The organism is Rhodococcus sp. 14-2470-1a (genome assembly GCF_002259425.1).
Taxonomy (GTDB): Bacteria; Actinomycetota; Actinomycetes; order Mycobacteriales; family Mycobacteriaceae; genus Rhodococcoides; species Rhodococcoides fascians_E.
Genome location: NZ_NPFZ01000022.1, coordinates 40,923 through 65,469, shown reverse-complemented (window position 1 = coordinate 65,469; position 24,547 = coordinate 40,923). Strand labels below are relative to the sequence as shown.

The 24,547-nt window shown below is 64.3% G+C and carries 22 protein-coding genes; 6 read left to right on the top strand and 16 right to left on the bottom strand.

Annotated features, from left to right (window positions below; translation table 11 throughout):
* Positions 1-20: 20 nt before the first annotated feature.
* Together CH292_RS11085 and CH292_RS11080 are read right to left on the bottom strand one after the other, a co-directional pair.
* On the bottom strand, positions 21-548 hold the full coding sequence (locus CH292_RS11085) for a dihydrofolate reductase family protein (protein WP_020112998.1): 528 nt from the start codon (positions 546-548) through the stop codon (positions 21-23).
* Positions 549-602: 54 nt separating this feature from the next.
* Positions 603-1,370, bottom strand: a complete 768-nt coding sequence (locus CH292_RS11080) for an ankyrin repeat domain-containing protein (protein WP_094654750.1) — start codon at positions 1,368-1,370, stop codon at positions 603-605.
* Positions 1,371-1,495: 125 nt separating this feature from the next.
* On the opposite strand from CH292_RS11080, the gene CH292_RS11075 reads away from it, so the two are divergent.
* On the top strand, positions 1,496-2,296 hold the full coding sequence (locus CH292_RS11075; RefSeq protein ID WP_094654749.1) for an acyl-CoA thioesterase II: 801 nt from the start codon (positions 1,496-1,498) through the stop codon (positions 2,294-2,296).
* A gap of 4 nt (positions 2,297-2,300) precedes the next feature.
* Here CH292_RS11075 and CH292_RS11070 read toward each other — a convergent pair whose 3' ends face one another.
* The 5 genes from CH292_RS11070 to CH292_RS11050 form a co-directional block, all read right to left on the bottom strand.
* The gene (locus CH292_RS11070) at positions 2,301-3,353 is read right to left on the bottom strand and encodes a superoxide dismutase (RefSeq protein ID WP_094654748.1); all 1,053 of its coding nucleotides are present in this window, start codon (positions 3,351-3,353) and stop codon (positions 2,301-2,303) included.
* 46 nt (positions 3,354-3,399) lie between these two features.
* A complete protein-coding gene (locus CH292_RS11065; protein WP_256978040.1) occupies positions 3,400-4,998 on the bottom strand; it encodes an ABC-F family ATP-binding cassette domain-containing protein in 1,599 nt (532 codons plus the stop codon).
* A gap of 78 nt (positions 4,999-5,076) precedes the next feature.
* On the bottom strand, positions 5,077-5,928 hold the full coding sequence (locus CH292_RS11060) for a sugar phosphate isomerase/epimerase (protein ID WP_094654747.1): 852 nt from the start codon (positions 5,926-5,928) through the stop codon (positions 5,077-5,079).
* Positions 5,925-7,106: a dihydrodipicolinate synthase family protein gene (locus CH292_RS11055; RefSeq protein WP_094654746.1), complete on the bottom strand. Its 1,182-nt coding sequence runs from the start codon at positions 7,104-7,106 to the stop codon at positions 5,925-5,927. Before CH292_RS11055 ends, CH292_RS11060 begins: the two co-directional genes overlap by 4 nt.
* Positions 7,103-8,260: a Gfo/Idh/MocA family protein gene (locus tag CH292_RS11050; protein WP_094654745.1), complete on the bottom strand. Its 1,158-nt coding sequence runs from the start codon at positions 8,258-8,260 to the stop codon at positions 7,103-7,105. Before CH292_RS11050 ends, CH292_RS11055 begins: the two co-directional genes overlap by 4 nt.
* Before the next feature lie 205 nt (positions 8,261-8,465).
* Between CH292_RS11050 and CH292_RS11045 the strand changes: the two genes are divergently transcribed.
* From CH292_RS11045 to CH292_RS11030, 4 genes are all read left to right on the top strand, one after another.
* Complete coding sequence (locus tag CH292_RS11045; RefSeq protein ID WP_037138849.1) at positions 8,466-9,491, top strand: LacI family DNA-binding transcriptional regulator; 1,026 nt, start codon at positions 8,466-8,468, stop codon at positions 9,489-9,491.
* A gap of 114 nt (positions 9,492-9,605) precedes the next feature.
* Positions 9,606-10,490: an ABC transporter permease gene (locus CH292_RS11040; protein ID WP_019666718.1), complete on the top strand. Its 885-nt coding sequence runs from the start codon at positions 9,606-9,608 to the stop codon at positions 10,488-10,490.
* A 17-nt stretch (positions 10,491-10,507) separates the two neighbouring features.
* Positions 10,508-11,536, top strand: a complete 1,029-nt coding sequence (locus CH292_RS11035; RefSeq protein ID WP_094654744.1) for an ABC transporter substrate-binding protein — start codon at positions 10,508-10,510, stop codon at positions 11,534-11,536.
* Positions 11,537-11,545: 9 nt separating this feature from the next.
* Entirely contained in the window at positions 11,546-12,355 is an 810-nt protein-coding gene (locus CH292_RS11030; protein WP_033187835.1) for an ABC transporter ATP-binding protein, read from the top strand.
* Positions 12,356-12,409: 54 nt separating this feature from the next.
* On the opposite strand, the gene CH292_RS11025 is transcribed toward CH292_RS11030, so the two are convergent.
* Genes CH292_RS11025 through CH292_RS29325 form a run of 5 tightly spaced genes read right to left on the bottom strand, consistent with a single transcriptional unit; the run spans position 12,410 to position 18,596 of the window.
* On the bottom strand, positions 12,410-13,459 hold the full coding sequence (locus CH292_RS11025) for a zinc-binding dehydrogenase (protein ID WP_094654743.1): 1,050 nt from the start codon (positions 13,457-13,459) through the stop codon (positions 12,410-12,412).
* A gap of 56 nt (positions 13,460-13,515) precedes the next feature.
* The gene (locus tag CH292_RS11020) at positions 13,516-14,682 is read right to left on the bottom strand and encodes an amidase (RefSeq protein WP_256978046.1); all 1,167 of its coding nucleotides are present in this window, start codon (positions 14,680-14,682) and stop codon (positions 13,516-13,518) included.
* A 17-nt stretch (positions 14,683-14,699) separates the two neighbouring features.
* Positions 14,700-16,517 carry a hydantoinase B/oxoprolinase family protein gene (locus tag CH292_RS11015; RefSeq protein ID WP_094654741.1) on the bottom strand — a complete coding sequence of 606 codons (1,818 nt, stop codon included), beginning with the start codon at positions 16,515-16,517 and terminating at the stop codon, positions 14,700-14,702.
* Positions 16,514-17,728: a hydantoinase/oxoprolinase family protein gene (locus CH292_RS29330; protein WP_256978039.1), complete on the bottom strand. Its 1,215-nt coding sequence runs from the start codon at positions 17,726-17,728 to the stop codon at positions 16,514-16,516. Before CH292_RS29330 ends, CH292_RS11015 begins: the two co-directional genes overlap by 4 nt.
* On the bottom strand, positions 17,649-18,596 hold the full coding sequence (locus tag CH292_RS29325) for a hydantoinase/oxoprolinase family protein (protein ID WP_256978037.1): 948 nt from the start codon (positions 18,594-18,596) through the stop codon (positions 17,649-17,651). Before CH292_RS29325 ends, CH292_RS29330 begins: the two co-directional genes overlap by 80 nt.
* 285 nt (positions 18,597-18,881) lie before the next feature.
* Here CH292_RS29325 and CH292_RS11005 point away from each other — a divergent pair, with 285 nt between their 5' ends.
* Positions 18,882-19,625, top strand: a complete 744-nt coding sequence (locus CH292_RS11005) for a FadR/GntR family transcriptional regulator (RefSeq protein ID WP_019666725.1) — start codon at positions 18,882-18,884, stop codon at positions 19,623-19,625.
* Positions 19,626-19,701: 76 nt separating this feature from the next.
* Here the strand turns inward: CH292_RS11005 and CH292_RS11000 are convergent, their stop codons facing one another.
* The 4 genes from CH292_RS11000 to CH292_RS10985 all read right to left on the bottom strand — a co-directional run bounded on the left by CH292_RS11000 (position 19,702) and on the right by CH292_RS10985 (position 24,376).
* Positions 19,702-20,712, bottom strand: a complete 1,011-nt coding sequence (locus CH292_RS11000; protein ID WP_218828979.1) for a diiron oxygenase — start codon at positions 20,710-20,712, stop codon at positions 19,702-19,704.
* A 197-nt stretch (positions 20,713-20,909) separates the two neighbouring features.
* A complete protein-coding gene (gene aztD / locus CH292_RS10995) occupies positions 20,910-22,148 on the bottom strand; it encodes a zinc metallochaperone AztD (RefSeq protein ID WP_037138836.1) in 1,239 nt (412 codons plus the stop codon).
* A gap of 120 nt (positions 22,149-22,268) precedes the next feature.
* Positions 22,269-23,159 carry a zinc ABC transporter substrate-binding protein AztC gene (gene aztC, locus CH292_RS10990; RefSeq protein ID WP_094654739.1) on the bottom strand — a complete coding sequence of 297 codons (891 nt, stop codon included), beginning with the start codon at positions 23,157-23,159 and terminating at the stop codon, positions 22,269-22,271.
* Positions 23,156-24,376, bottom strand: coding sequence for a hypothetical protein (locus tag CH292_RS10985; RefSeq protein ID WP_256978035.1), 1,221 nt, complete (start codon positions 24,374-24,376; stop codon positions 23,156-23,158). Before CH292_RS10985 ends, aztC begins: the two co-directional genes overlap by 4 nt.
* Between the last annotated feature and the right edge of the window lie 171 nt (positions 24,377-24,547).

Sequence of the window (24,547 nt, the reverse complement as noted above, 5' to 3'; positions counted from 1 at the left end):
ACAGAACCGCGCAGGCCGCATCAGCGAAGCACGCGGTACCAGTTCTCGACTTCACCGGGGATGCGTTCGAGGGTCACCCGCTCACCACCGGGGCGGTCGAAGAGACGCACACCGTCGCCGAGGAGAACCGGCGCCGTGAAGACCAGGATCTCGTCGAGCAGCCCTTCGTCGATGCACTGCCGGGCGACATCGGCACCCAGCACGTTGACATACTGCTCCCCCGCCGCAGCGGCAGCGCGTTCGACGGCTGCGTGCAGGTCGGTGGCGACCGAGACCCCGGGAATGGGATTCACCGGAGGTCGATGCGTCAGCAGCACGGTGGGGCCGTCGTACTGGCCACCGAACGCACCCTCGGCATCCGTGCCTCGATTGGGGTCGTCGCCGAAGAAGGTGACGGCTCCACACAGAATGGCCCCGATTCGGGACAGCAATCGATCCGCAGCCTCGTTCGGCTCCCCCACGTACTCGCTCAGCCAGGACATATCCCCGCCTCTACCGGCGATGAATCCGTCGAGCGACATCGTCGCCGAATACAGCAGAGTTGCCATGACGTCGTACCTCTCTGGTCGGTTACATGGTGAGACTCGCCCCGAGCGGCGAAATCATCGGCCGGTCTCGACCGGAAATCCTCGCGCACGCATCTCGTCGACCAGCTTCTCGCGTGAGGACAGGAAGTCGCGATTCATCACTGTGTCGTTCGTCCGGAACAGCGAGGGCAGGAACGTCTCACCGGTGTCGTTACGAAGACCGGCGTCGGCTCCGGCTTTCACGAGCCGCAGGCACATGTCGACGTTGTTCACGGCCGCCGCCGAGAACAACGGAGTCTGGCGACTCACTGTCTGACGGGTGTCGAGTGACGCCCCCGCGTCGATCAGCACGTCGAGCATGTCCTCGCGGCCGTACAGCGCGATGCCGTGAACGGCGTTGCCGCCGAAGCGGTCCGGTGAGTCGACGAGGGTTGCGTCCCAGTTCAGCAGCGCCTCCACGGATTCGATGTCGTCTCGCAGCACTGCATAGTTGAGGGCGTTGTAGCCACCGACGGTCTGGGCGCGGGCGTCGGCTCCGGCCTCCAGGAGAGTGGTCACCGTCGACGCCGAACCGAACTCGACCGCCCACAGCAAAGGTGTGATCGCTGCGCGTTTGGGGTCGTGGTCGTTGCTCGGCGACTCGATGTCTGCGCCGTCCTCGACGAGGGAACGCACCTCGTCCAGGTTCCCCTTCTGCGCGGCGTCCAGCAGAGCGACGACCCGCGGATCGTCGAAGTACTTGTCCGCGTCCGCTCCGAAGAACCTGGACAGCGGCTCGAACGCACAACCGGAGAGGCAGAGAGCCACCAACAACGGGAGCGCCCATTTCGTGACCTTCGGCATGGCCGGTCCTTTCGTTCGATGTCGAACGACTGTATGCGCGAGGGAACAGCGGGCGGATCGGTGAAACTACTCGAGTCCGGTACTATGACGCGCAGCATAGAACCGCCGATCAGAGCAGGGGAACGATGTCCGACGATCATCAGTTCGACGAGGCCATTGCACTCGAGAGCATCAGTCCCGGGCAGTTCCTGGGCCGCACCTCGGCGCCGTACAACAACATGGTCGGCCCGTTCGGTGGCGTGACGGCAGCAGCCTTCGTGCGCGCTGTCCGTCTGCATCCGGATCGTCTCGGCGACCCGATCTCGCTCACGATCAACTTCGCCGGCCCCATCGCCGAGGGCGAATTCGAGATCTCGACGCGCGCGGTGCGCACCAATCGATCGAACCAGCACTGGTACCTGGAATTGACCCAGGACGGCGTCGTTGCGACGACGGCAACCGCCGTCTTCGGCACTCGACGCGACACATGGGACGACGACGAAGCGACTCCCCCGGCCGTGCCTGCGCCGTCGGAGCTCGAGTCGGGCGGTTTCCCGGAGTTCATCGCGTGGGCGCGAAACTACGAAATGCGCTTCGCCGCAGGACCGTTGAGCGAGAACGAAGCCGCGGACTCCGCCATCGCCCTGTGGGTGAGGGACACCCCGGCACGCGCATTGGATTTCGAGTCACTGACGTCCATGTGCGACGTGTTCTACCCACGAGTCTTCCAGCGCCGCGGCAAGTACGTGCCCGCCGGCACCATCTCGCTCACCATCCACTACTTCGCGACGGCCGACGATCTTGCTGTGCAGTCGGATTCGTTCGTTCTCGCGAACGCCGCAGCCCGACGGTTCCACAAGGGGTACTTCGATCAGTCGGCCGAACTGTGGAGCAGCGACGAGAAGCTACTGGCGACAAGCCATCAGGTGGTCTACTACAAGGACTGAGCGCCTATTCTCGAATGGAGCTGACGGTGAAGGGCTCCACCGGATCTCCTCCCCGCTTGTCGAACTGACTGTTCACCACGAGCAGGCGATCGTCCGTGGCAGCGACGGTCGTCGGGTAGGCGAAGGATCCGTCGGTGATCTCTCCGACGGCTCGGCCGGACCTACCGTCGTCGGACAGATCCACCCGTGAGATGAGTCCGTCGCGATTGCGGACGACGTAGAGCGTGTCGTCGTCGAGCTCGAGTCCGTCGGCGTTCACGAGAGTCCGACCGCCGAGATCGACCTGGGTGACTTCCTTCGACCGTCCGTCGACTCGGTACAGGTTTCCGGTGGACGACTGCGCGACGACCAGCGCGCCGTCGTCGACCTCCACAATGCCGTTGGCGTTGAAACCCTCGCCGTACTGGAACGGGGTGCCGTCGAAGTCGACGAAGGTTTCGAGCGGACCGTCCTGAGCTCCGTCGCGCACCTGCACTGCCGGAATGCGGAACAGCGCGGGGCTGCGCGAATCGGTGACGAACACGTCGCCGTTGTCGGCGATCGCGACGTCGTTCAAGAATGTCGCGTCCTCGCCGAGGCCGTTGGTGAACGTGCCGACGAGGGCACCGGACACACTGTCGTAGACCCAGACCTTGCCGGTGGGTCCCCCTGCGACGACGAGCCGGTTCACGTCGTCGACGTCGTTGTCGTTGTTGTCGTCGTCGTCGCCGTCGGAGACGTCGAGGCCCGCCGCGGCGGTTCGCCCGTCTGCACCGCCGGGCAGGAACACCTGCAGCTCAGGGGTGCCGAGCGTTCCCCGGAACACCGTTCCGTCACCCGTCGACGTCACGTAGAACGTCTCGTCGTCGGCGGCGATGCCTTCGGGGAACACATCCGTTCCCGGCAGGGTGTAGATATCGGCGTTCGACGGAGAAGGTGTCGATGCCGACGACGCCGGCGCCTGAGACGAGGACGTGGCGTCAGGCGCTGCGGCCGGTGTCGGATCGGAGGATCCGCATGCCGCCGCAAGCGCGGTGACGGCAGCAAGGGCAGGAATCACGAAGGGGGCGCGTTTCACCCTGCCGAGTGTTCCATATGTCCGAAATATTGGCTGCCGTCCCACGTCACAGCGGCATCTGCACCCCGGCAGTTTCGGCGACGCCGCCCTGGCCGTCGAAGGACAGTTGCCGCACGGCCACTTTTTCGACGAAGAACCGGTCGTGGCTGACGAGGATCACGGCGCCGGGGAAGGCGATGAGGGCGCGTTCGAGCACTTGTGTACTGGCCAGGTCCAGGTGGTTGGTGGGCTCGTCGAGGACGATGACGCCTGCTCCGAACAACAGGCACTGTGCCAGCGCGACACGTGCTTTCTGCCCGCCGGACAGGACGCCGATGCGCGTCTTGAGATCGAGTTCCGAGAATTGGAGCAAGGTGAGGAAGCGATTGACTTCCTTCTTCGTGGCGGTGAATGCCAGGCTGCCGGGCATGGCGTTCACTGCGTGCGTGACGGTGTCGTCGGGGTCCAGGTCCGCGAGTACCTTGTTGTAGTAGATGAACGACGGCGCTTTGGTCTTCCACTTGACCTTGCCGGCGTCGGGTTGCTGTGCGCCGGTGAGGATGTCGACGAGAGTTGTCTTTCCGCATCCGTTGGGGCCGGTGATCGCGATCCGGTCTCCTCGGTGAATCTCGAAGGACACGTCGGAGAAAAGATCCTGATCACCATGGCTTTTGGAGATCCCGGTTATTTCCGCCAGGTTGTCGTGGACGTGCAGGCCCCCGTAGATGGCGGTGACCACGGTGTCGACGGGTCGAGGATTCTTGGCCTTCTTGATGTTCGCGAGCCTGCGCTTGAGGACGCCGCTCGGGTTCTTCAGTGCTTCTTTTCTATCGGAGATGGCTTCCTGCTCGTACGCCAGCAACTGCTGTTCGCTACTGAATTCTCGTTCGAGGTTCTTCAGCCGGAACTGCTTCTGCACAACGTATTCCGAGTACGAACCGTCGTACGTCTGCAGGTGATGGTTCTCGATCTCGACGATGCTGGTGACCACCTGCTCGAGGAAGTGCCGGTCGTGCGACACCACCAGCAGGGCTCCGCGGAAGTCTCGCAGCCAGCGTTCGAGCCACGCGATGCCTGCGACGTCGAGGAAGTTGGTGGGCTCGTCGAGCAACAGTACGTCCGGCGCTTCGAGCAGAATCTTCGCGAGCGCGGCGCGGTTTCTCCAGCCGCCGGACAACTTGCCGACGGGAAGATCCCGACGGTCGGCGTTGAACCCGAGCATGGACAGCACGGTGTCGATCTGTTGGTGGTAGGTCCAGCCACCGCTGCTGTCCATCGCCTCGAGCAACTCGGCCTGGCGATCGACCAGCTTGTACATCTGCTTCTCGTCCAGATCGCCACCCAACGCTGCCTCGACCTCGGCGAGCTCGGATTCGATCGCATGCACTGCCGTGAAGAGCGACTCCAGCTCGGCTTGGATGCTGCGCTCACCGTCGAGTTCCGAGAACTGGGAGAAGTACCCGATGCGGGCACCGTCGGTGACGTCGACGATTCCGGAATCCGGCTGCTCACGCCCCAACAGCAGCTGCAGCAGGGTCGTCTTGCCGGTGCCGTTGCGTCCGATCAGGCCGATCCTGTCGCCGTCGGCGAGCTTGAAGAACACCTCGCGAAGCATCACCTTGCCGTCGTATCCCTTGGCGACGTCGTTCATGCGGATCCAACTCAAACGAAACAGCTCCTACTAGGGATGTGACCGGGTATCGCCGACAACTGTAGGCCAGGTTGCGGCGATCCCCGTCCACGCTCATCCCACGAGAGCCGGTAGCACCAGGTCTTGGTAGCGCTGTTTCATCGTGTCGACGACCAGGTCGCAGTCGGTGTCCCAGACTGCGGTGTTGAAGATCTCGACTTCGACGTCGCCGCGATAGCCTGCCTCGCGTACCCAGGTGCCGATGGTCGTGAAGTCGATGACGCCGTCCCCCATCATTCCGCGGGAGAGCAGTGGGTCGGCTTCCATCGGAACCAGCCAGTCGCACACCTGGTAGGAGCTGATGCGGCCGCGTCGTCCCGCGGTGCGGATCAGCTCTTCCAGGTTTGGATCCCACCAGATGTGGAAGGTGTCGACGACGACGCCGACGGTCTCGGCCGGGTGGGGTTCGGCCATGGACAGTGCCTGTCCCAGAGTGGAGATGACGGCGCGGTCGGCAACGTACATCGGATGCAGCGGTTCGAGTGCGATTCGTACTCCCCGCTCGCGGGCGTAGGGAACCAACTGGGCCAAGCGATCTTCGACGCGGGCGCGGGCGCCGATCAGGTCCTTGTCCGGGATTCCTCCCATCACCATGACCAGTTCCGGCGCTCCGAGTTCTGCAGCCTCGTCGAGTGCACGGCGGTTGTCGTCGAGCCCGTCGTCGTCGAGGGCGGTCAGAAATCCGCCTCGGCACAGGCTCGATACGCGCAGGCCTGCGTCGGACACCAGCTTTGCAGCCTGCGCCACACCGACTTCGTGTACGCGGTCTCGCCATGGGCCGACGGCGCCGAGCCCGGCGCGGGCGGCGCCGTCGACTGCTTCCTTCAAGGTCCACCTGTTGACCGTCTTGGTGTTCAACGACAATGCAGCGTAGGGGTTGTCGAGGTCGTAGCAGGCAAACGTCACGACGTGACTCCGTTCAGTTCCAGGAACAGCTCCATTCGGTGCACGGCCAACGCGGGATCGTCGAGCAGACCTGCTCTGTCGGCCAGGACGAACAACTGCGTCAGATGTTCGACGCTTCGGCCCGACGCCAAGCCCCCGACCATCGAGAACCCCGATTGTTTTCCGCGCAGCCAGGACAGGAAGGCGATACCGGTCTTGTAGTAATAGGTGGGCGCGGAGAAGATGTGGCGTCCCAGCTCTTGCGTCGAGCGCAGGATCTCTTCTGCACGTACGGTATTGCCGCGGTCGAGTTCCTGCAGGGCCGTCGACGCCGCGGGGTAGATGCCGGCGAAGATGCCGAGCAAAGCGTCGGAGTGGCCGTGCTCGTCGCCGATGATCAACTCCGGGTAGTTGAAGTCGTCTCCGGTGTACAACCGCACGCCCGACGGTAGTGCTCGGCGCAAGGCGATCTCGTGCTGTGCGTCGAGCAGGGAAACCTTGACGCCATCGACCTTGTCTGCGTGCTCGTCGACGAGTCCGCGGAACACCGAGGTGGCCTCGTCGATGTCGGTGCTTCCCCAGTAACCGGCGAGTGCCGGGTCGAACATGGTGCCCAGCCAGTGCAGGATCACGGGCCGATCGACTTCGCGAAGCAACGTCGAGTAGACGTAGCGGTAGTCGTCCGGTGACGCCGCGACCTTGGCGAGAGCGCGCGAGGCCATGACGATGACGTCGGCACCTGCTTCGGTGACGACGGCGATCTGCTCACGGTAGGCGCCCAGGACCATCTCGAGCCCGGCTGGACCCGTCGGCACGGCGTCGAGGTCCAGTTGGTCCGTTCCGGCACCACAGGCCAGCAGTCCCCCGACCCGTGCCGCTTCCGCACCCGAACGCCTGATCAGCTCCGCGGTCGCGGCCCAGTCCAACCCCATCCCGCGCTGGGCTGTGTCCATGGCGTCGGCGACGCCGAGTCCGTAGGACCAGAGTTCGCGACGGTAGGCAAGCGTTGCGTCCCAGTCGATGTCCGCGAGTGCGCCGGGCGTGTTGTCTCCGGTCGCACGCGGGACGACGTGCGCGGCAGCGTAGACGATGCGCGAGGTGATCGGGCTCGTCGGCCGTGTCCACTCCCCTGGCTCTCCCAGCGTGTGAATGCCTCTGCCCGGCAATGCTATCGCCACACGCTGATCGACCGCGGTCACAGCGTGATCTCCGGAACGTCGAGTCGGCGGCCTTCGGCGGAGCTACGGAGACCGAGCTCGGCCAGTTGCACTCCCCGAGCGGCGGAGAGCAATCCGTACCGGTGTGGTCGCTCGGCGATCACGTCACGGAGGAATTCTTCCCACTGCAGCTTGAAGCCGTTGTCGAGCTCCGCGTTCGCGGGTACGTCGAGCCACTGCTCGCGGAACGGTTCCGTCACCGGGAGATCCGGGTTCCACACGGGCTTCGGTGTGTGGGATCGGTGCTGGGCGACGCATGTGCGCAGCCCGGCGACTGCGGATCCGTGCGTGCCGTCGACCTGGAATTCGACGAGTTCGTCGCGGAACACCCGCACCGCCCACGACGAATTGATCTGGGCGACGACGCCGTTCTCGAGCTCGAAGATGCCGTAGGCGGAATCGTCGGCGGTCGCTGTGTATTCGCGCCCCTGCTCGTCCCAGCGTGTCGGGATGTGGGTCGACGCTTTGGCGGTGACGGTCTCGACCTTGCCGAGGATGCCTTCGAGAACATAGTTCCAGTGGCAGAACATGTCGATGATGATGCCGCCGCCGTCCTCGGAGCGGTAGTTCCAGCTGGGACGCTGCGCCGGCTGACCGTCACCTTCGAAGACCCAGTAACCGAATTCGCCTCGCAGCGAGAGAATTCGACCGAAGAATCCCTCGTCGACCAGTCTCTTGAGCTTCACCAACCCTGGCAGGTAGAGCTTGTCGTGCACGACTCCTGCGGTGACGGAGGCGTTCTCGGCGATGCGGGCCAGTTCGATCGCTTCGGTGAGGGTCTCTGCGGTCGGCTTCTCGGTGAAGATGTGCTTGCCCGCCTTCATCGCCGACGCCAGTGCTTCGGCCCGTCGCGAGGTCACCTGGGCGTCGAAGTAGATGTCGATGCTCTGATCGTCGATGACGGATGCGGCGTCGGTGCTGTATTCCGTGATGCCGTGCAGTGCAGCGAGTTCCTGCAGCTTGGCTTCGCTGCGACCGACGAGGATCGGCTCGACCTGGACGCGTGAGCCGTCGGCGAGAAGGACGCCGCCTTCCTCGCGAATGGGGAGGATCGAACGCAGGAGGTGCTGACGGTAACCCATGCGGCCGGTGACACCGTTCATGGCGATACGCAGGGTACGAGTGGGGTTGGGCATAGCAGTTGCCTGTTCTTCAGGAGGGACGTCGAGGTGTTCACGGACGTTCAGGGCTGGGGACGGGCTGAGCCGTCGGGAAGGGTTCCAGAAACGGTGTGGCGGAAAGTTCCACACGCGTCGAGCGAACAAGTCAGCTTCGGAATGCGCTTTCCAAGCTATGCTGTCCACGTCGGTTGGTCAAGCGGCAACTCGAGGAGAATCGATCATGGCGGCAGTCAGACTGCAGGACGTGGCCGCGGCGGCCGGGGTTTCCCAGGCCACTGCGTCGAGAGTCCTCAACGGTTCCTCGCGAATCCCGGGAGAAGGCGTCGCAGACCGGGTTCGCGCAGCCGCGGCAGACCTCGGTTATGTGGCGAATGCCCAGGCCCAGGCGCTCGCGCGGTCCTCCACCGGCCTGATCGGGCTGGTGGTCCACGACGTCGCGGATCCGTACTTCTCCTCGATCGTGCGCGGAGTGCAGAACGAGGCGCGCGCAGCCGGCAAGCTGGTCCTCCTGGCCAGTACCGAGCGCGATTTCGACATCGAACGCCAGTCGGTCAGCACCTTCATCTCGCACCGCGCCGACGCCATCATTCTGGCCGGCTCGCGTCAGAGCGGTGACCTGGATCGAGATCTGGAGAAGGAATTCGCTGCGTATCGGAAGAACGACGGAAAAGTGGTGGTCATCGGGCAACCGCTACCATTCGGCGCGGCCGTCGAACCGGAGAACTTCGTGGCGTCGGCGGCACTCGCCGAGGCATTGATCGGCGAGGGACACCGACGGTTCGCGATCATCGGCGGGCCCGGCAACATCCGCACGTCGGTGGACCGGCGAAACGGTTTCGTCGACGCCCTGGCCAGGCACGGCTTTGCCCCGGAAATCGAAGTGGCGGGCGACTTCTCACGGGACGGCGGTTTCAGCGCTGCCCGACGCCTCGCCGCGGCGCTGGAATTGCATCCCGGCTCCGAGACCGCGCCGCCCTGCGTCTTCGCCGTCACGGACGTGATGGCGATCGGCGCCATTGCGGCGTGGCGCAGCCAGGGCCTTCGCGTGCCCGACGATGTCTGCGTCGCGGGTTTCGACGACATCCCGACGCTGCGGGATCACTTTCCGAGCCTGACGACGGTCGCCCTGTCGCTCGTGGAGATCGGTGAGCGTGCGGTGAAGCTCGCTCTCGACGGGGAGCAGGACACGCACGAGTACGCCCCCGGCACCGTCGTGTTGCGTGCGAGCAGCGCTCTGACCAGGTGAACTTTAAGAACTCTTGACAGTGTGGGCGCGGTCACACTACATTCGCTTCAGCTTCGGAAAGCGCATTCCAGCGGGAGCGTCGTAGCCCGCCCACTACTAGCTCGAGGACTTCTCATGGCGGTAACAACGTCGGTCGAGATCCGTTCCGCTGAGCCGTCGGCAACACACCCTGCGCCGACGGATCATCGACGGAGCTTCAAGAACATTCTGCCCTCCTTCCGAAACACGTGGTCCGGACTGTGGCGCCCGCTCGCGCTCGTGGCCGTACTGGTAGCAGCATGGTGGGCGGTGACCGAGTCGGAACTCGTCGCGCCCTACATCCTCCCGTCGCCCAGCGACACCTGGTCGACGATGGCGGACAATGCCTCGTACCTCGCCGGGCACACCTGGGTCACCACGTACGAGACCATCGCCGGATTCGTGATCGCCGCGCTCGTCGGCGAAGCTGTTGCGGTGCTGATGATCTACTCGTCGAGCATCGAGAAGACGATGTATCCACTCATCCTCTTCGCTCAGGTCATTCCCAAGATCGCCATCGCACCACTGTTCGTCGTGTGGCTCGGATTCGGAGCCAGCCCCAAGATCCTCGTCGCCGTGTTGATGGCGTTCTTCCCCATCGTCATCGCCGGCATGGCCGGACTGCGTTCGGTGGACCCCGAGATCCTCGAACTCACCTCCACGATGGGCGCCAGCAAATGGAAGACCTTCGCCAAGGTCCGGTTCCCGGCGTCGTTGCCGCAGTTGATGTCCGGACTGAAGATCGCCGCGACACTCGCCGTCACCGGAGCGGTCGTCGGTGAATTCGTCGGAGCCAACGAAGGACTCGGCTACGTCATCCTCCAGGCGAACGGAAACATCGACACCGCAATGTTGTTCGCGGCGCTGATCATCATGTCCGCCCTCGGCATCATCCTCTTCATGATCATCGAGATCGCAGAGAAGTTCCTCATCCCCTGGCACGCGTCGCGTCGATCCACTGCATCCGCGTCCGCCGTCTGACACATCGGAGAAATCGAATGAAACTCGGAAAACTCGTCATCGCGGCGGCCGCCGCATCGTCCCTCGTACTCGCCGGTTGCAGCGGAGGCGGCGCCGAGGAGAAGGCTCCCGGCACCGACGGTGAAACCACGGCAACATCGCTGATGCTCAACTGGTACCCCTACGGCGAGCACGCCCCGTTCTACTACGGCGTCCAGGAGGGGATCTTCGCCAAGCACGGCATCGATCTGACCATCACCGCCGGCCAGGGCTCGACCAAGACCGCGCAGGCAGCGGGATCCAGCCAGACCGACTTCGGCTGGGCCGACTCCGCGGCCGTCCTGTCCAACATCGACAAGGGTGTACAGATCAAGAGCGTGGGCGTCTTCCTGCAGACCACCCCCTCGGCCGTCCAGGTCTACGCCGACGGCCCCATCCAGACCACGGCCGACCTCGCCGGCAAGACCATCGCGGTCTCCGCGGGCGATGCGCCGACGACCACGTTCCCCATCTATCTCGATGCCGTCGGCGTCGAGGAGAGTTCGGTGTCCCAGCAGAGCCTCGACTCCGCAGGCAAGGTTGCCGCCATGTTGTCCGGCCAGGTGGACGGTTTGATCGGCTTCGCACACGATCAGGGCCCCAACATCGCGAACAAGAGTGGCCGCGAGATGCGGTACCTGAAGTACTCCGACGCGGGCCTGAACTTCTTCAGCAACGGTCTCATCGCCAACGAGTCGACCATCGAACGCTCCCCTGAGTTGGTCCAGGCCATGGTCGACGCCACCACCGAGTCCTTCGAAGCCGCCATCGCCAACCCCGAGGCGGCAGTGGCCTCCATGGTCGGCAAGGACCCGCAGACCCCGCCCGAGTCGGTATTGCTGCAGCAGTGGCAGGAAACCATCCCGCTGCTCACCACCCCTAACACCGAAGGCAACGCGCCGGGCGTCAACTCCGAAGAGGACTGGGTGTCCACGATCACCGTTCTCTCCGACGCCGGCCTCCTCGAGAGCGCCGACGAGCCGTCGAAGTACTGGGATTCCACCTTCACCACGACCACCGAGCAGTGAGGTAAGGACATGACCGCCACATTCGATCGACCGAAAACCGTCCTGACCGACACCGCAGTGGCCGTCGACGACCTGAGCGTCCGCTTCTCCTCCAAACGAGGTGACGTGACAGCGCTCAGCGATGTCGACCTCACGGTAGGAGAAGGAGAGTTCGTCTCCATCGCCGGACCGTCGGGATGCGGCAAATCGACGCTGCTGAAAGTTGTTGCCGGACTGACCAATGCGAGTTCCGGCAGTGTGAGCCTGCGCGGCAAGCAGGTGAAGGGGCCGCAGCGGGGCATCGGTTACGTGTTCCAGCGCGCCGCACTTCTGGAATGGCGGACCGTTCGCAAGAACATCCTGCTGCAGGGCGAGATGCGCGGCATGAACCGCAAGCAGACAGCCGCGAAAGCCGACCAGCTGATCGAGATGACCGGCCTCAGTGGTTTCGAGAACGCACTCCCCCATGAACTGTCCGGCGGTATGCAGCAACGAGTCTCGCTGTGCCGCGCGCTGCTGCACGAGCCCGAAGTGTTGCTCATGGACGAACCGTTCGGCGCTCTCGACGCTCTCACCCGAGAGAAGATGAACGTCGAGTTGCATCGCATCTGGCGCGAAACCGGAACGACGGTGATGCTGGTGACGCACTCCGTGGCCGAGGCCGTGTACCTGGCCAATCGGGTCGTCGTGATGAGCCCGCGACCCGGCCGGATCGTCGAAATCCTCGACGTCGACCTCCCTGTCGAGCGAGATTACAGCTCCACCATGGAACAGCCGGAGTTCATCACCGTCGCCAATCGGGTTCGCGACCTCCTGGGCGCGACGACGAACGCCGACTGACCCTAGGTGAGTGGGAATGTGTCCTGGAGGACACATTTCCACTCACACAAGGCGCTAGCGGCGAGGATCGACCAAGACCTTCGCGTGGATGCTCTGTCCCGAATCCAGCTCGACGAACATGTCGGTCAACTCCCCGAGCCCGATCGTGCCGGTGTGCAGAGACGCGACATCGAGTCGCTTCTCGGCGATCGCGGTCATCGACCCGACGAAGTCCTCGTGGGAGTACGCCAGCGATCCGATGACCGTGAGCTCGCGACTCTGCCAGTCGCCGTAGCTCACCTGCGAGTCCGTTCCCGGGTAGCCCAGCAGCGACAGCACTCCACCCCGACGAACCAACTGTGCCGACGGCTGGAGAAGACTTGCCACTCCGGTGCATTCGAAGAGAACGTCGGCACCGAGTCCGTTGGTTGCTCCGCGCAGCACGCGCTCGAGGTCGGCCGGTTCCACCACGTCGGTGAACCCGAGCCGCGTCGCCTGCTCGCGGCGATGCGGTGACGGTTCGGAGACGATCACCCGGCCGGCACCGGCGTTGCGGGCGTGCTGCGCCGTGAGCAAGCCGATGGGCCCGGCTCCCTGCACCACCACGGTCGATCCGAGCGTCATGGCGGTCCGCTTCACTGCATGGAAAGTCACGGTCGCCGGTTCCACGAGTGCGGCTTCCTCGTCCGTGAGCGCGTCGGGCACCGCGACCACGCGACGGGCCGAGACGGTCAGCGTGGTGCCGAATCCGCCGTGCACCGGTGCGTCGTCGGTGATTCCGTTGGCCTCGGCGAACGCCAGATCACAGTGCGCTGCGTGTCCTGCCGTGCACTGAGGGCACCGCCCGCATGCTGGGCCCACTCCGCCGACGACCCGCTGCCCGACAGCAACGGTCGTGACGTCCTTGCCGATCGCGGAGACCGTTCCGGTCCACTCGTGGCCGAACACAGCCGGGGGCAAGGCAGCCGACGAGTACCCGTGGGTGTCGGTCGCGCAGATCCCGCAGTACCTGATGTCCACGATCACGCCGTCGTCCGCCGGCTCGGGTGCGCGTGCCTCGTCCACGGTCTCCGCTCGGTGCGGAGCAACGACATGGACGTAACGCTGGGCTTCCAACACGGACATGATGGTTACTTCCTTTGTAGATACTTCATAAAGTATCTACAACCATACGCTCCAGCTCACCCAGGTGAGTGGGTGTGCCAGTCCGTCACCGCCTGATAGCGCGAGCCCATGTCGAACAGCTGCTGTTCGTGGTGGGCGGCGGCGGTGAGCTGCATTCCCACCGGCATACCCGAGCTGGAGTGGAATCCGACGGGAACAGCAAGAGTGGGACCGTCGTGCAGTGACCAGGGGTAACTGAACTGACCCATCCGGCGAGACTGGGCGACGACGTCGTCTCCCCCGTCGATGCGGGGAACGTCCACCGGCATCGTGGGGGTGAGCACCACGTCCACGTCCGTGAACACCTTCTTAAGTCCGGTGCGATACTCCGTTCGACCGCGGACGGCTGCCGCCCGTTGGGCATCGGAGATGCTCAGCCCGAGGGAGATTCTTTCGAGAGTTGCGGGCTGGAACAGTTCCGGTTGTCGGTCCACGCGGATTCGGTGCCGGTGCGCCAGGTCCGAGTAGACGATCGTGTAGACGATGTCCTGAGCGTCGGCGACGCCCGGGATCTCGATCGGCACGATGTCGTAGCCGAGGGTTTCCAGAACTCGGGTTGCAGCGTGGACGGCGTCGGCGACACCGTTGTCGACGTCGTCGGTGAAGAACGTGGTGGGAACACCTATCCGCCGGGTTGTCGGTGCAGCCGATCCCGGGTGGTCGGCGAGGACGGTGAACAGCCGGGCAACACCGTCGACCGTCCGTGCCATCGGCCCGACGGTGTCGAACTCCTCGCTGACCGGGAACACACCATCGTTGCTGATCGCTCCCCAGGTCGGCCGGAGTCCGACGACACCGCACGCCGACGCCGGCAGCCGGACCGAACCTCCGGTGTCGGTTCCCAGTGATGCGTCGACGAGTCCCGCGGATACCGCGGATCCCGATCCCCCGCTGGAGCCACCGGGTACCCGGCTCGTGTCCCACGGATTTCGAGGGACGGCGGCCGCGGTGTTCTGCGAGGTGACGCCGACCGCGAACTCGGCCATGTTCAGCTTCGCAGTGATCCGAGCACCCGCGTCGAGCAGTCGAGCGACGACCTCCGCGTCGCGATTCGCCACGTGCCCGTCGAAGAATCTCGATGCGCACGTGGTGGCCACACCGTCGACGTCGATGTTGTCCTTGACGCCGATTCTCATCCCGGCCACGGGGCCGGTGCCTGACCCGGCGCGGTCACACCAGGTGATGACCGCGCCGAGATCGGTCAGGCCGCGCTCCCGGCGCGCAGGCCCGCAGTTGCTTCCTCGTCGACGGTCCAGTTCTCGGTGTTCACGACCACACCGTAGTCACGTCGCGCGTCTTCCTCGGTCAGGTACTCGTCCCACACGTCGCTGAGCACTTGGAACGGGTCACGCTCGAAGGGATTTCCGAAACCGCCGCCCGACGGAAGTTTGATCTCGAGGGTGTCGCCGGCCCGGATGGTTTCCTGAGTGACCTTGGAGTACAGCACTTCCTCGCGATCGGTCCCGGCGTTGCGGGTGAAGGATCCGGACACACCGTTGTGCCCGCCCAGCGCGCCGGCCGGGGCGTCGGAGCGATTGTCCGCTTCCGAGCCGAGGAACGTGTCGGTCTCCATGAGCCACTTGCGTACGCTGCCGATGCCGCCGCGCCACTGCCCGGGAGCGGGGGCCTCGTCACGCAGTTCGTATCGCAGAGCCCGCATCGCGTGATTGAGCTCGAGTTCCTCGATCGGATTGTTTCGGGTGTTGGCCATCAACGCGTCGACGGCATCCATCCCGTCCTTGCCGTTCCGGCCGCCGTAGGATCCCTCGTTGATTTCGATGTAGACCCAATAGGATTCGCCGTCCGGCGCGATCCCGGAGTACGCGATCGCGCACAGTGCTGCGGACGAACCGGCGACGGCGTGATCGGGAAGTACTGGTGCAAGCGCCAGGTTGATCGAGTCGAACACGCGATTGACCTGGGAGAAACGAGCGAAGCACGACGCCGGGAAGTCCGGGTTGAAGATGGTTCCCTCGGGTGCGTATGCCTTGACGGGCCGGAAGCACCCGTCGTTCTGCGGCACGAATTCCTCGGTGACGTCCTCGTCGAGCAGAATCGTGCGGATGGCCGAGACAGCCACGGGTAGAACGGAACCCTCGAACGGGACGTTGAACGCCGTCGGCACCTGACTGTTGGACCCGGTGAGATCGATGAGGATATCCTCGCCGTCGACCTGGACTCGCACGGCCACCGCTAGCGGTTCACCGCGGTTCTTGCCGTCGTCGTCGAGGTAGCCGATGGGCGCAGAGTAGCTACCGTCGGGTATCTCCCGAATCTTGTTGCGCAGCATCTTCTCCGAGTAGTCCATCCACCGCTCACCGGCACTCATGACGGTGTCGAGGCCGTACTTCTCCAGTAGCTCGGTGAATCGCTTCTCCCCGATCCGCGAACAGGCGATGAGGGCTTCGAGGTCGCCGCGGTTCTGCTCCGGCGTGCGCACGTTGTCGAGGATGTGCTGGATCAGGTAGTCGTTGCGAACTCCGGCCTCGTAGATCTTCATGGAGTCCATGAGTTTGCCTTCGGCCCAGACGTCGACGACATCCATGCACAGTCCCGGGAAGTTTCCCCCGACATCCGATACGTGACCTGTGCAGCCGGCGAAGCCGATGTGCTCGCCCTGCCAGAAGATGGGGATGATCACGCCGTAGTCCGGCGAGTGCGCCGCCCCGTGGTACGGATGATTGTGCAGGATGACATCGCCCGGCTTGTACGTTCCCGCGAGCCGACGGTTGACGCCGCGAATGTAGGCGGGAATCGAACCGCAGTGCATGGGTGTGGAATCCGATTCGCAGAGCTCTCGTCCGTTGACGTCGAAGATGCCCGCGCCGAGGTCCTCGGACTCGCGGATGAGGCTCGAATACGCCATTCGGTAGAGGACCTGCGCCATTTCCTTGGCCATGGACTGCAGTGCACCACCGATGACACGCAACGTGATCGGGTCGACCTCGACGTCGTTCCACGTTCGTGTCGCCTCACCGGCGAGTGACACTCCGGTCTTGGGCATCAGCGCCTTGCTCATGCGGATTTCCTCTCGATGATGATGTGGCCGACGGCGTCGACTTCTGCGCGCTGATTCATACCGACGATGGTGGTCGAGTCGAACTGTTCGACGATGGCGGGCCCGTCGAACGTGTTGCCGGCGAGCAGCAGCGATCGCTCGTAGACCGGCGTCTCCACCCACTCGGGTTTGGCTGTCTCGTCGGCCCAGAAGAGAGCCTGCGTCGTGGTCTTGATCGCGGCCGACGCGTCGGCGCCGCCTTTCTCGATGTCGGCGATGCGGACGTGAGGAACCGCGCCGACGCCGGTGACCCTGATGTTGATGAGTTGCACAGGCTTGTCGTCGAAGCGTTGTGAGTAGGTACGGCCGTGGGCTTCGTGGAACGCCTCGGCGGTGGTCTTGATCCACACGTCGTCGATGGCGCCGTCGGGTGCCTGGACGCGAAGTTCGTAACCCTGGCCGACGTACCGACAGTCGACGCTACGTTCGAGCGAGATGTTCTCGGCGGCAACGCCGTCGGCTTCGAGCTGCGCGATCGCCTGTTGGGACAACCGTTCCATCTGCGACGCGACCAGTTCGATGTCCGGGTCGGCCGACGACGTCCACACCGTCGTGGGCACCTCGTAACGGATGTCGGTGGTCAGGAGCCCGACGGCCGAGGTGATGCCGGGGTGGCCCGGCACGATCACGCGAGGGATACCGAGTTGGTCGGCGATCTGCCATGCGAACAGAGGCCCGGCGCCGCCCTCGGCGATCAGCGAGAAGTCGCGTGGGTCGTACCCTTTGCGCACGGAGTGCAGGCTGATGGCCTCGGTCATCGAGTGCGCCAGAATCTTGAAGATGCCCATTGCCGCTTCGTCGAGCGGGGTGCCGAGCTTGTCCGCGATGTGGGACTGAATGGCCTCACGGGCGAGTTCGGGCTTCACTTCCATGGTGCCGGACAGGAAACTGTTCTCCCGCAGCCAGCCCATCGAGACCATGGCGTCGGTCGAGGTGGGTTCGGTGCCGCCGCGGTCGTAACAGGCAGGACCCGGCACGGCTCCCGCACTGCGCGGCCCGACGCGGAACATGCCACCGTCGTCGACGACAGCGATGGATCCACCACCGGCACCGATGGTGTCGACCTCGGCCATCGGCACCATGGCGTGGTAGTCACCGATGCGGGTGTCGAGCAGGTGCTTCATGCGCAGCGGCCCCGTCGGGTGCGACGCCGACATCTGCCGAGGTGCCACCGACGTCGAGGGTGATGACGCTCGGATATCCCGACGCCTTGCCGATTGCGCATCCGCCGAGCAGGCCGGCGATGACACCACTTGTCAGCAGCGACACCGGGATCTCGCTTGCGCTGCGCGATGTCACGAGGCCGCCCGCGGAGGTCATCAGGTGAACGTCCTCACCGACCTGTGCCTCCCGTGCCTTGCCGGCGAGATTCGCGATGTACTTCGAGGTCTTGGGGCCGATGAATGCGTTCAGCGCAGCCGTCGAAAAGCGTTCGTACTCACGGTATTGCGGTGCGACCTCGCTGGAGAGCGAGACGAACACCTCGGGAAATTCTTCGGCGATGATCGCCTTGACGCGTTGCTCGTGCGTCGGGTTGCGGTAGGAGTGCAGGAACGCGACAGCGATCGCTTGCACTCCGCGCTGCTTCAGCAGGCGCACCTGCTCGCGTACGGCGTCCTCGTCGAGCGGAGTCAGGACGGTGCCCGCGGCATCGATGCGTTCCGGCACCACGCGTCGGTTACGGCGCGGCACCAATTGCCACTTCTGCCACGGAAGGTCCTGGTAGTTCGAGTAATTGAGCGGGCGCTTCTTGCGGGCGATGTGGAGAAGGTCGCGGAAACCTTCGGTGGTGATCATGCCGACGTCGCATCCGTTGTGCTCGAGCACGATGTTCGTGGCCACCGTCGTACCGTGGAAGAACATGTCGATCTCCGACGGATCGATCCCCGCTCGTTCGGCGAGAACGGCGATGCCGTCCATGGTGCCGATGGAGGGATCGTGATTGGTCGACGGCGTCTTGTGCACCACGACGGTGCCGTCGTCGTCCCACAGCACGAGGTCGGTGAACGTTCCTCCGACATCGACTCCAATTCGTTTCATCAAAGCTTCCGTTTCTGCCGGCGCCCACGGTGGAGCGGAGAGGTGCTGAGTAGGCTCTTTCGGCCTTGCGAGTGTCGTGGATCACTGACGCAAGGTGACACGAGTCATAGTGCCCGCCGATCCCGGCGAACGCAATACCTCTGATGTTTCCGCTTCACGGAGACCCTGGCGAGCGTCCTCCACTGGTTCGGCTAGGGCATGTCACTGCAAAAGAACCGATGATTCGACCAGCGGTCCGCGTTCCAGAGGTTAGGCTCATCGGCAACCGGACTATGCGACCGAACTATGCGACGAACGGACAGTGAGGACCTCGACGTGACCGATACGGTGCCGAAAAGCGGACCTGCGTATGCAGTCCTGGCCACGCATTTGCGTGAGCGCATCCTGTCGGGAGAACTTCAACCAGGTCAACGCCTGCCCGGGGATGCCGAGCTGACCGCAGAGTTCGGGGTCGGCAGGAGCACCATTCGCGAAGCACTCAGGTCTTTGGCCAGCCAGAATCTCATTCAGACGACGCGCGGAGTCACCGGCGGCAGCTTCGTCTCGGCCCCCACCGTCGGGCACATCAGTGCCCACCTGGAAACGGGCGTCGCCTTGATGGCAGCCGCGGAGACCGTGACCGTGGATCAGCTCATGGAGGTCCGCAACCTGATGGAGGTGCCGGCCGCGGGAATCGCCGCGTTCCGTCGCACCGACGAGCACATCGCGCAGCTACGCGAGACGATCTTCGACCCCACCGACGCCCAGGGTCCGGAAACGTTCACCAAAAATCAGGAGTTCCACCTGGTCCTGCTCCGCGCCGCCCAGAACCCCCTGCTCGAGTTGATCACTGCACCCGTCTTCCGGGTGTTGTCGGGCAGATTCGGCCGCGACCACGCCCCGGACGGCTTCTGGACGTGCGTCGATCACGACCATCGCGCGATTCTCGACGTCGTCGCCGACGGCGATTCCATGGGCGCGATGGACCTGATGCGAAAGCACCTCGACCACCTGGGGGATTCCTACCGCCAGATGGACACGCTGCGGTAATCATCTGCTGATTGCGCGAGTGGGCGTGTGACGAGCTCGAGCAAAACTCTGATATTTCGTCGCGATACGCGGTGGCTCAGTCGAGTGCGGAACGGTCCGGCTCGCCGCGGAATCGGGAGACCGAGCCGTCGATGCGGAGCTTCTTCCACAGGTACTTGGCCGTGCGGTTGGTCATGCCGATCTCGTCGACCAGCATTCGGACGTCGCCGAAGTAGGACTGCAGTTGGTTGCTGCCCACCGGGCCACCCCAGTACGCCTCTTTGACGACCGAACGTGGAATGTCCAGGTCTGCGGCCAGTCTGCGCGGCGGCGCCATGATCACGCCGGCGAGCCAGCGCATGATGATCGGCGTCGACACCGTGACGAGCCACTTGTTGATTCTGCCGAGATTCGGGTAGTGCTGACGGAGGAAGTGGTGCGCGAACGAGATGTGGCGCGCTTCCTCGGCGATGTGAATCTCCATGGTGCGCAACATCGCCGGGGGAACGTCCTTGCCCTGCCGGATGACTTCCTTCTGCCAGTGGTCGATCGGCTCTTCGCCCGCGAGGATTCCGATGAAGAACACGACGGGGAACGCCGCGCCCAGCATGCCCATCGTCGGTGAAGCGAGGCGGAAGTCGGTGCGCATTCCCGGCACGTCGGCCCCGGATCGGTTGACCAACTCCTGGAACATCTGAATGTGGTTGCACTCCTCGGTGATCTCGTGGAGGCAGTACCGAAACTCGAGCGAGTTGTTCGGCATCTTCATGATGAACTGCATCATTCCGCGGATGAGGATGCTCTCGAACGCGGCGCCGACCTTGACCGAGTTGATCTGGATGTGGTGTCCGACCTCGATCTGCCGTCCGCGCGGCAGTTGCTGATACCACGCAGTCCCGCCGAGCGGATGGTAGTTCGGCAGTATCCACCGCGGATCGTGCGAGAACATCTGGAACTCTTCGCTGTCCCAGTCGATGTCTCGGTAGGGGTCGAAGTTCCGGCGCACCGAACCTTCGGACAGGACATCGAGCATCTCGCGGTACGTCTCGACCGGAAGCCTGGTAGACCCGCCTGCACGTGACGTGCTCTTGCCGGTAACTGTAACCATGCGATCCTCTTCCCGTCCGTCACCGGCGATACGCCTGGTGGCAGCCCATCCACTCGGAAACAATCATGCTTGCTGGTAACCAAAGTTACACACACTTCGTCCGGATGGGAAGGGTCCTTCGACAACGAACAAGCCCGGTGTCGGTGATTTATCACCGACACCGGGCATGGTTCGTCCGATGTTGCGCCTGCAAGGATCTAGCCGGTCACACCCGTCAGCTCGTTGGGTGTGTGGGCGAGCTCGCCCGTCTGGGTGACCTCACCCGTGGACAGGTCCACGGCGTGGACCGAGTTCTTCGCCGGGTCCGAAACGAAGGCGGTTCCCTCGTGGACGAACAACGCCGGGCGCGGCTCCTGCCATTTGACCGGCTCTTCCCACGCGTCGACGACGGGGATGGTCTGCGTGACGGACTTGCTGTTCACATCGATGACGTGGAGCGCACCGTCGGTGCCGAGTACGATCGCTTCGCCTGCCGGTCCGCGTCCGAGCGAGCGGAAGGTGTAGCTGGTTCCGAGATCGACGAGCGTGAGTTCACCACTCACGGTGTCGGTCAGCGAAACACGAGTCGGACGCTCGAGCTCAGCGTCGGGATCGACCTTGTAGTCGCCGAGCAGAACCGGTGAGTCCTCGTCGCCGGCCTGGTTGCCGATGCGGCCGTATGCATCCGGGCTCTGGACCTTGGTGATCGCACCGTCACGGTAGATGAGCAGCCCGTCCTGGCACCCGACCACGACGGTCTCGTCGGCTGCAACAGCCTCACCGTGCACACCGGGGCAGTCTTCGTTGCGGACGATTTCCTTGCGGTCGGCGTCCAGGACGACGATGCCGGTGCGCTCGTCCTCGTTACCGAGGGTGGTGAGCAATGCGCCATCCGAGAGTTCCACCGCGACACCGTGATGCGCCTCGGGCGTGGTGTAGGTGTCGGTCTCGGGCTTCTCACCCTCGAGCAGCGCAGCGGATTCGAAGATCTCGACCTTGCCGGTACCGTCGTCGAACAGAACGGTCTTGCCGTCGTGCCGGACGACGTGTCCGGGTGTGGTGGCGTCGAACTTGACGTCGGTGAGCGCCGGCGTCGACGTGAAGTGTTCCGAACCCGAGGTCCAGGTACCGGCATCGAGCGCAGTGAAAGCACCTGAGCCACTGACGAAGACGTGACGGCCGTCGCCGGCGGGGTTGAGCCGCGTGAAGCCGTCGATACCGGTGACGTCGTCGACGGTCTCGAGCGTGGCAGCGTCGAGGACCAGGACGCCGCCGTCGTAGCTGACCGTCAAGCGCGGCGTCGCAGCAGAATTGGACACGGGTGCAGCTGCGGCCGAGCTCTCGCTGGTTGCGCTGTCGGTCGAATCGGAAGAAGAGGAGCAGGCTGCCAACAAGGCAACCGAGGTGCCCAGCGCAACGACGGCGCCGAGCGATCGAGTGGTGCGGTTGTTCATCATGTTCCAAAGAAATACAGGTACATGCAAATGATTGTCAAAGCCTATAGTGCGCACAAATGCATGTGTGACAAGCACTTTCACCTGCGTGTGCGTACCGTGGCACGCACACGCAGGTGTGGGTCAGCGCAGTCCCGCAGCGATGGCGGTCGAGTTGAAGTCCATCATGTCGAGATACGTCGGTGCATCCGAGTTCTCGTCCCCCAGCGACTCGGTGAACAGCTTCACGACGTCGACGTCGACTCCTGCTTCCGACGCCATGACCTGCGCCAGCCTGTCGGGCTGGGACGAATCGACGAAGATGGTGGGCACGCCCGCGTCGCGCACGGTACCCGCGAGATCCGACAGATCGGACGCACTCGGAGACGCCAGCGTCGTGCCGCTCGGGATGACTGCACCGATGACCTCGAAGTCGTAACGGTCTGCGAGGTAACCGAACACGTGGTGGTTCGTCACCAACTTGCGATTGACGATCGGCGCGAACCGCTCCTGCATGCGCCCGTCCAACTCGACGAGCTGGGCGTCGTAGTCCTGTGCGGCAGCCTCGACGTCCACACCATCCAGCGACTCGGTCACCGCATCCTTGATCAGCCCGACAGCCGTGCGCATACGCTCCGGATCCGTCCAGATGTGGGGATCCGCGGCGCCCGACGACTGCCCGGAGACGTAGTCGATGGGGTCGACGCCGGGGCCGACCTCGAGAATGTCGGTGCCGTTCGCCCGTGCTGCGTCGATCGTCTTGGCGACGCCTTCCTCCAGCCCGAGACCGTTGGCGATCAACAGATCCGCCGATTCCACCCGCGCAGCCTCCGCTGCGGAGATCTCGAACGAATGCGGATCCGAGTTGGGCGGCATGAGCACCAGCACGTCGGCCTGGTCTCCGACGATGTTGGAGGTGATGTCGCCCAGAATGTTGGTGGTCACCACGATCGTCGGTGTGCCCGACGAGTCCGCACCCGAGCAGCCCGCCAGAATCAGCGCGACCGGGAGGACCGCCAGCAGAAGCTTTTTCATGCGCCGATCACACCGATCGATGCGGGCGTGAAGTCGAAGTCGAAGGTTCGCGCGACGCGACCGCCGTCGCGGTAGTCGATTTCGGTGACTGTCCTGGCCACGGGATCGGAGACGTAGGCGCGGGTGCCGCCGACCTGAAGTTCGGGCGCGTCGTCGTCGTCGGTCGTCGGTCGAACAACGGGCGTCGACGACGTTTCGGCGCCGGTCACCGCGTCGAACACACGGAACGTACCGTCCGCCTGCACGGAGAACACGGTCTTGCCATCGCTGGACACTCCCGCCGACAGCGCCTCGTCGGCGGTCCTGGCCTGCACCCACTCCCCCGACCTCGTGTCGAGTACGAGCACCCCGGTCTCCGTCGGTGCGGCAACGAGGGCGCCCCGCGAACCGTGAGCGAACGACCATGCCCGAGCGTCGGGCGTCGGGTACGGGAACTTCGTCGTCCCGAAGTCCGCCGATGCATCCACCTTCAGCACGCCGTCTTCGCAGGCGACGACGAAGTAGTTGGAGAACACCGCTTCGCCGTGCATCTCCGGGCACGCCGCGTCCAGCGGACGAACGACGTCACCCGAGCTGTCACGCACTTCGAGACCCGTCGGCAGGTCCTCCTCCGTCCCACCGGTGGAGACCACGAAGTGATCGGACAGCGGAACCGCGATGCCGTGATGAGCGTTGGACTCGATCGTCGTCGCAACCGTCGACTCGGCCTTGCTCAACGAATCGAAGTCGACGACATCCGCACGCCCGGCGCCGTCGAAGAACACCGACACCTTCCGGTCACCGGCGATGACATGCGCGGGCTCGGCGCCGTCGAGCGAGCCGATGTCGACGGGATCCTTGACGTACGAATGCGTGTGGTCGCCGTGGTCGATGGTCCACGAGCCGGGATCGAGCAGATGCGCTTGCTCGTCATCGGTCGCGACGGCATAGCGACCGTTGATGGTCGTGATGCTCGACGCGTTTCCGACATCGAACGTGTGAACGGACTCCTCGGTGGCGAGATCGAGAACCTCGATGCGCCCCGAGTCGGCGTCGGCGACAACGAGCCGAGGCTCCGGACCCTCGACCTCGGTCGACCCAGCCTCCGCAGCCAGGTCACTACCCGCCCGAGCAGTGCCGGTCTCCTCCACAACAGGTGCAGCATCATCGCTGCTACCGCACCCCGCAGCAGTCAGAGCAACAATGCCAATGGTCAGAACGGTTTTACGGGCGAACACAGAACTCCTCGGAGCAGAAATGATAACGATTGTCGTTTATGTTAAACCAGACCCCATAGCGCCTCGTTTGCCCCCCGGTCCGAGCGAACGTGGCGTTCAGTCACTCTGAGTGACCGAACGGGTCGTTCGCTCCGAAACAGTGCGCCCTCGTTCGTCCGCACCCACCACTCC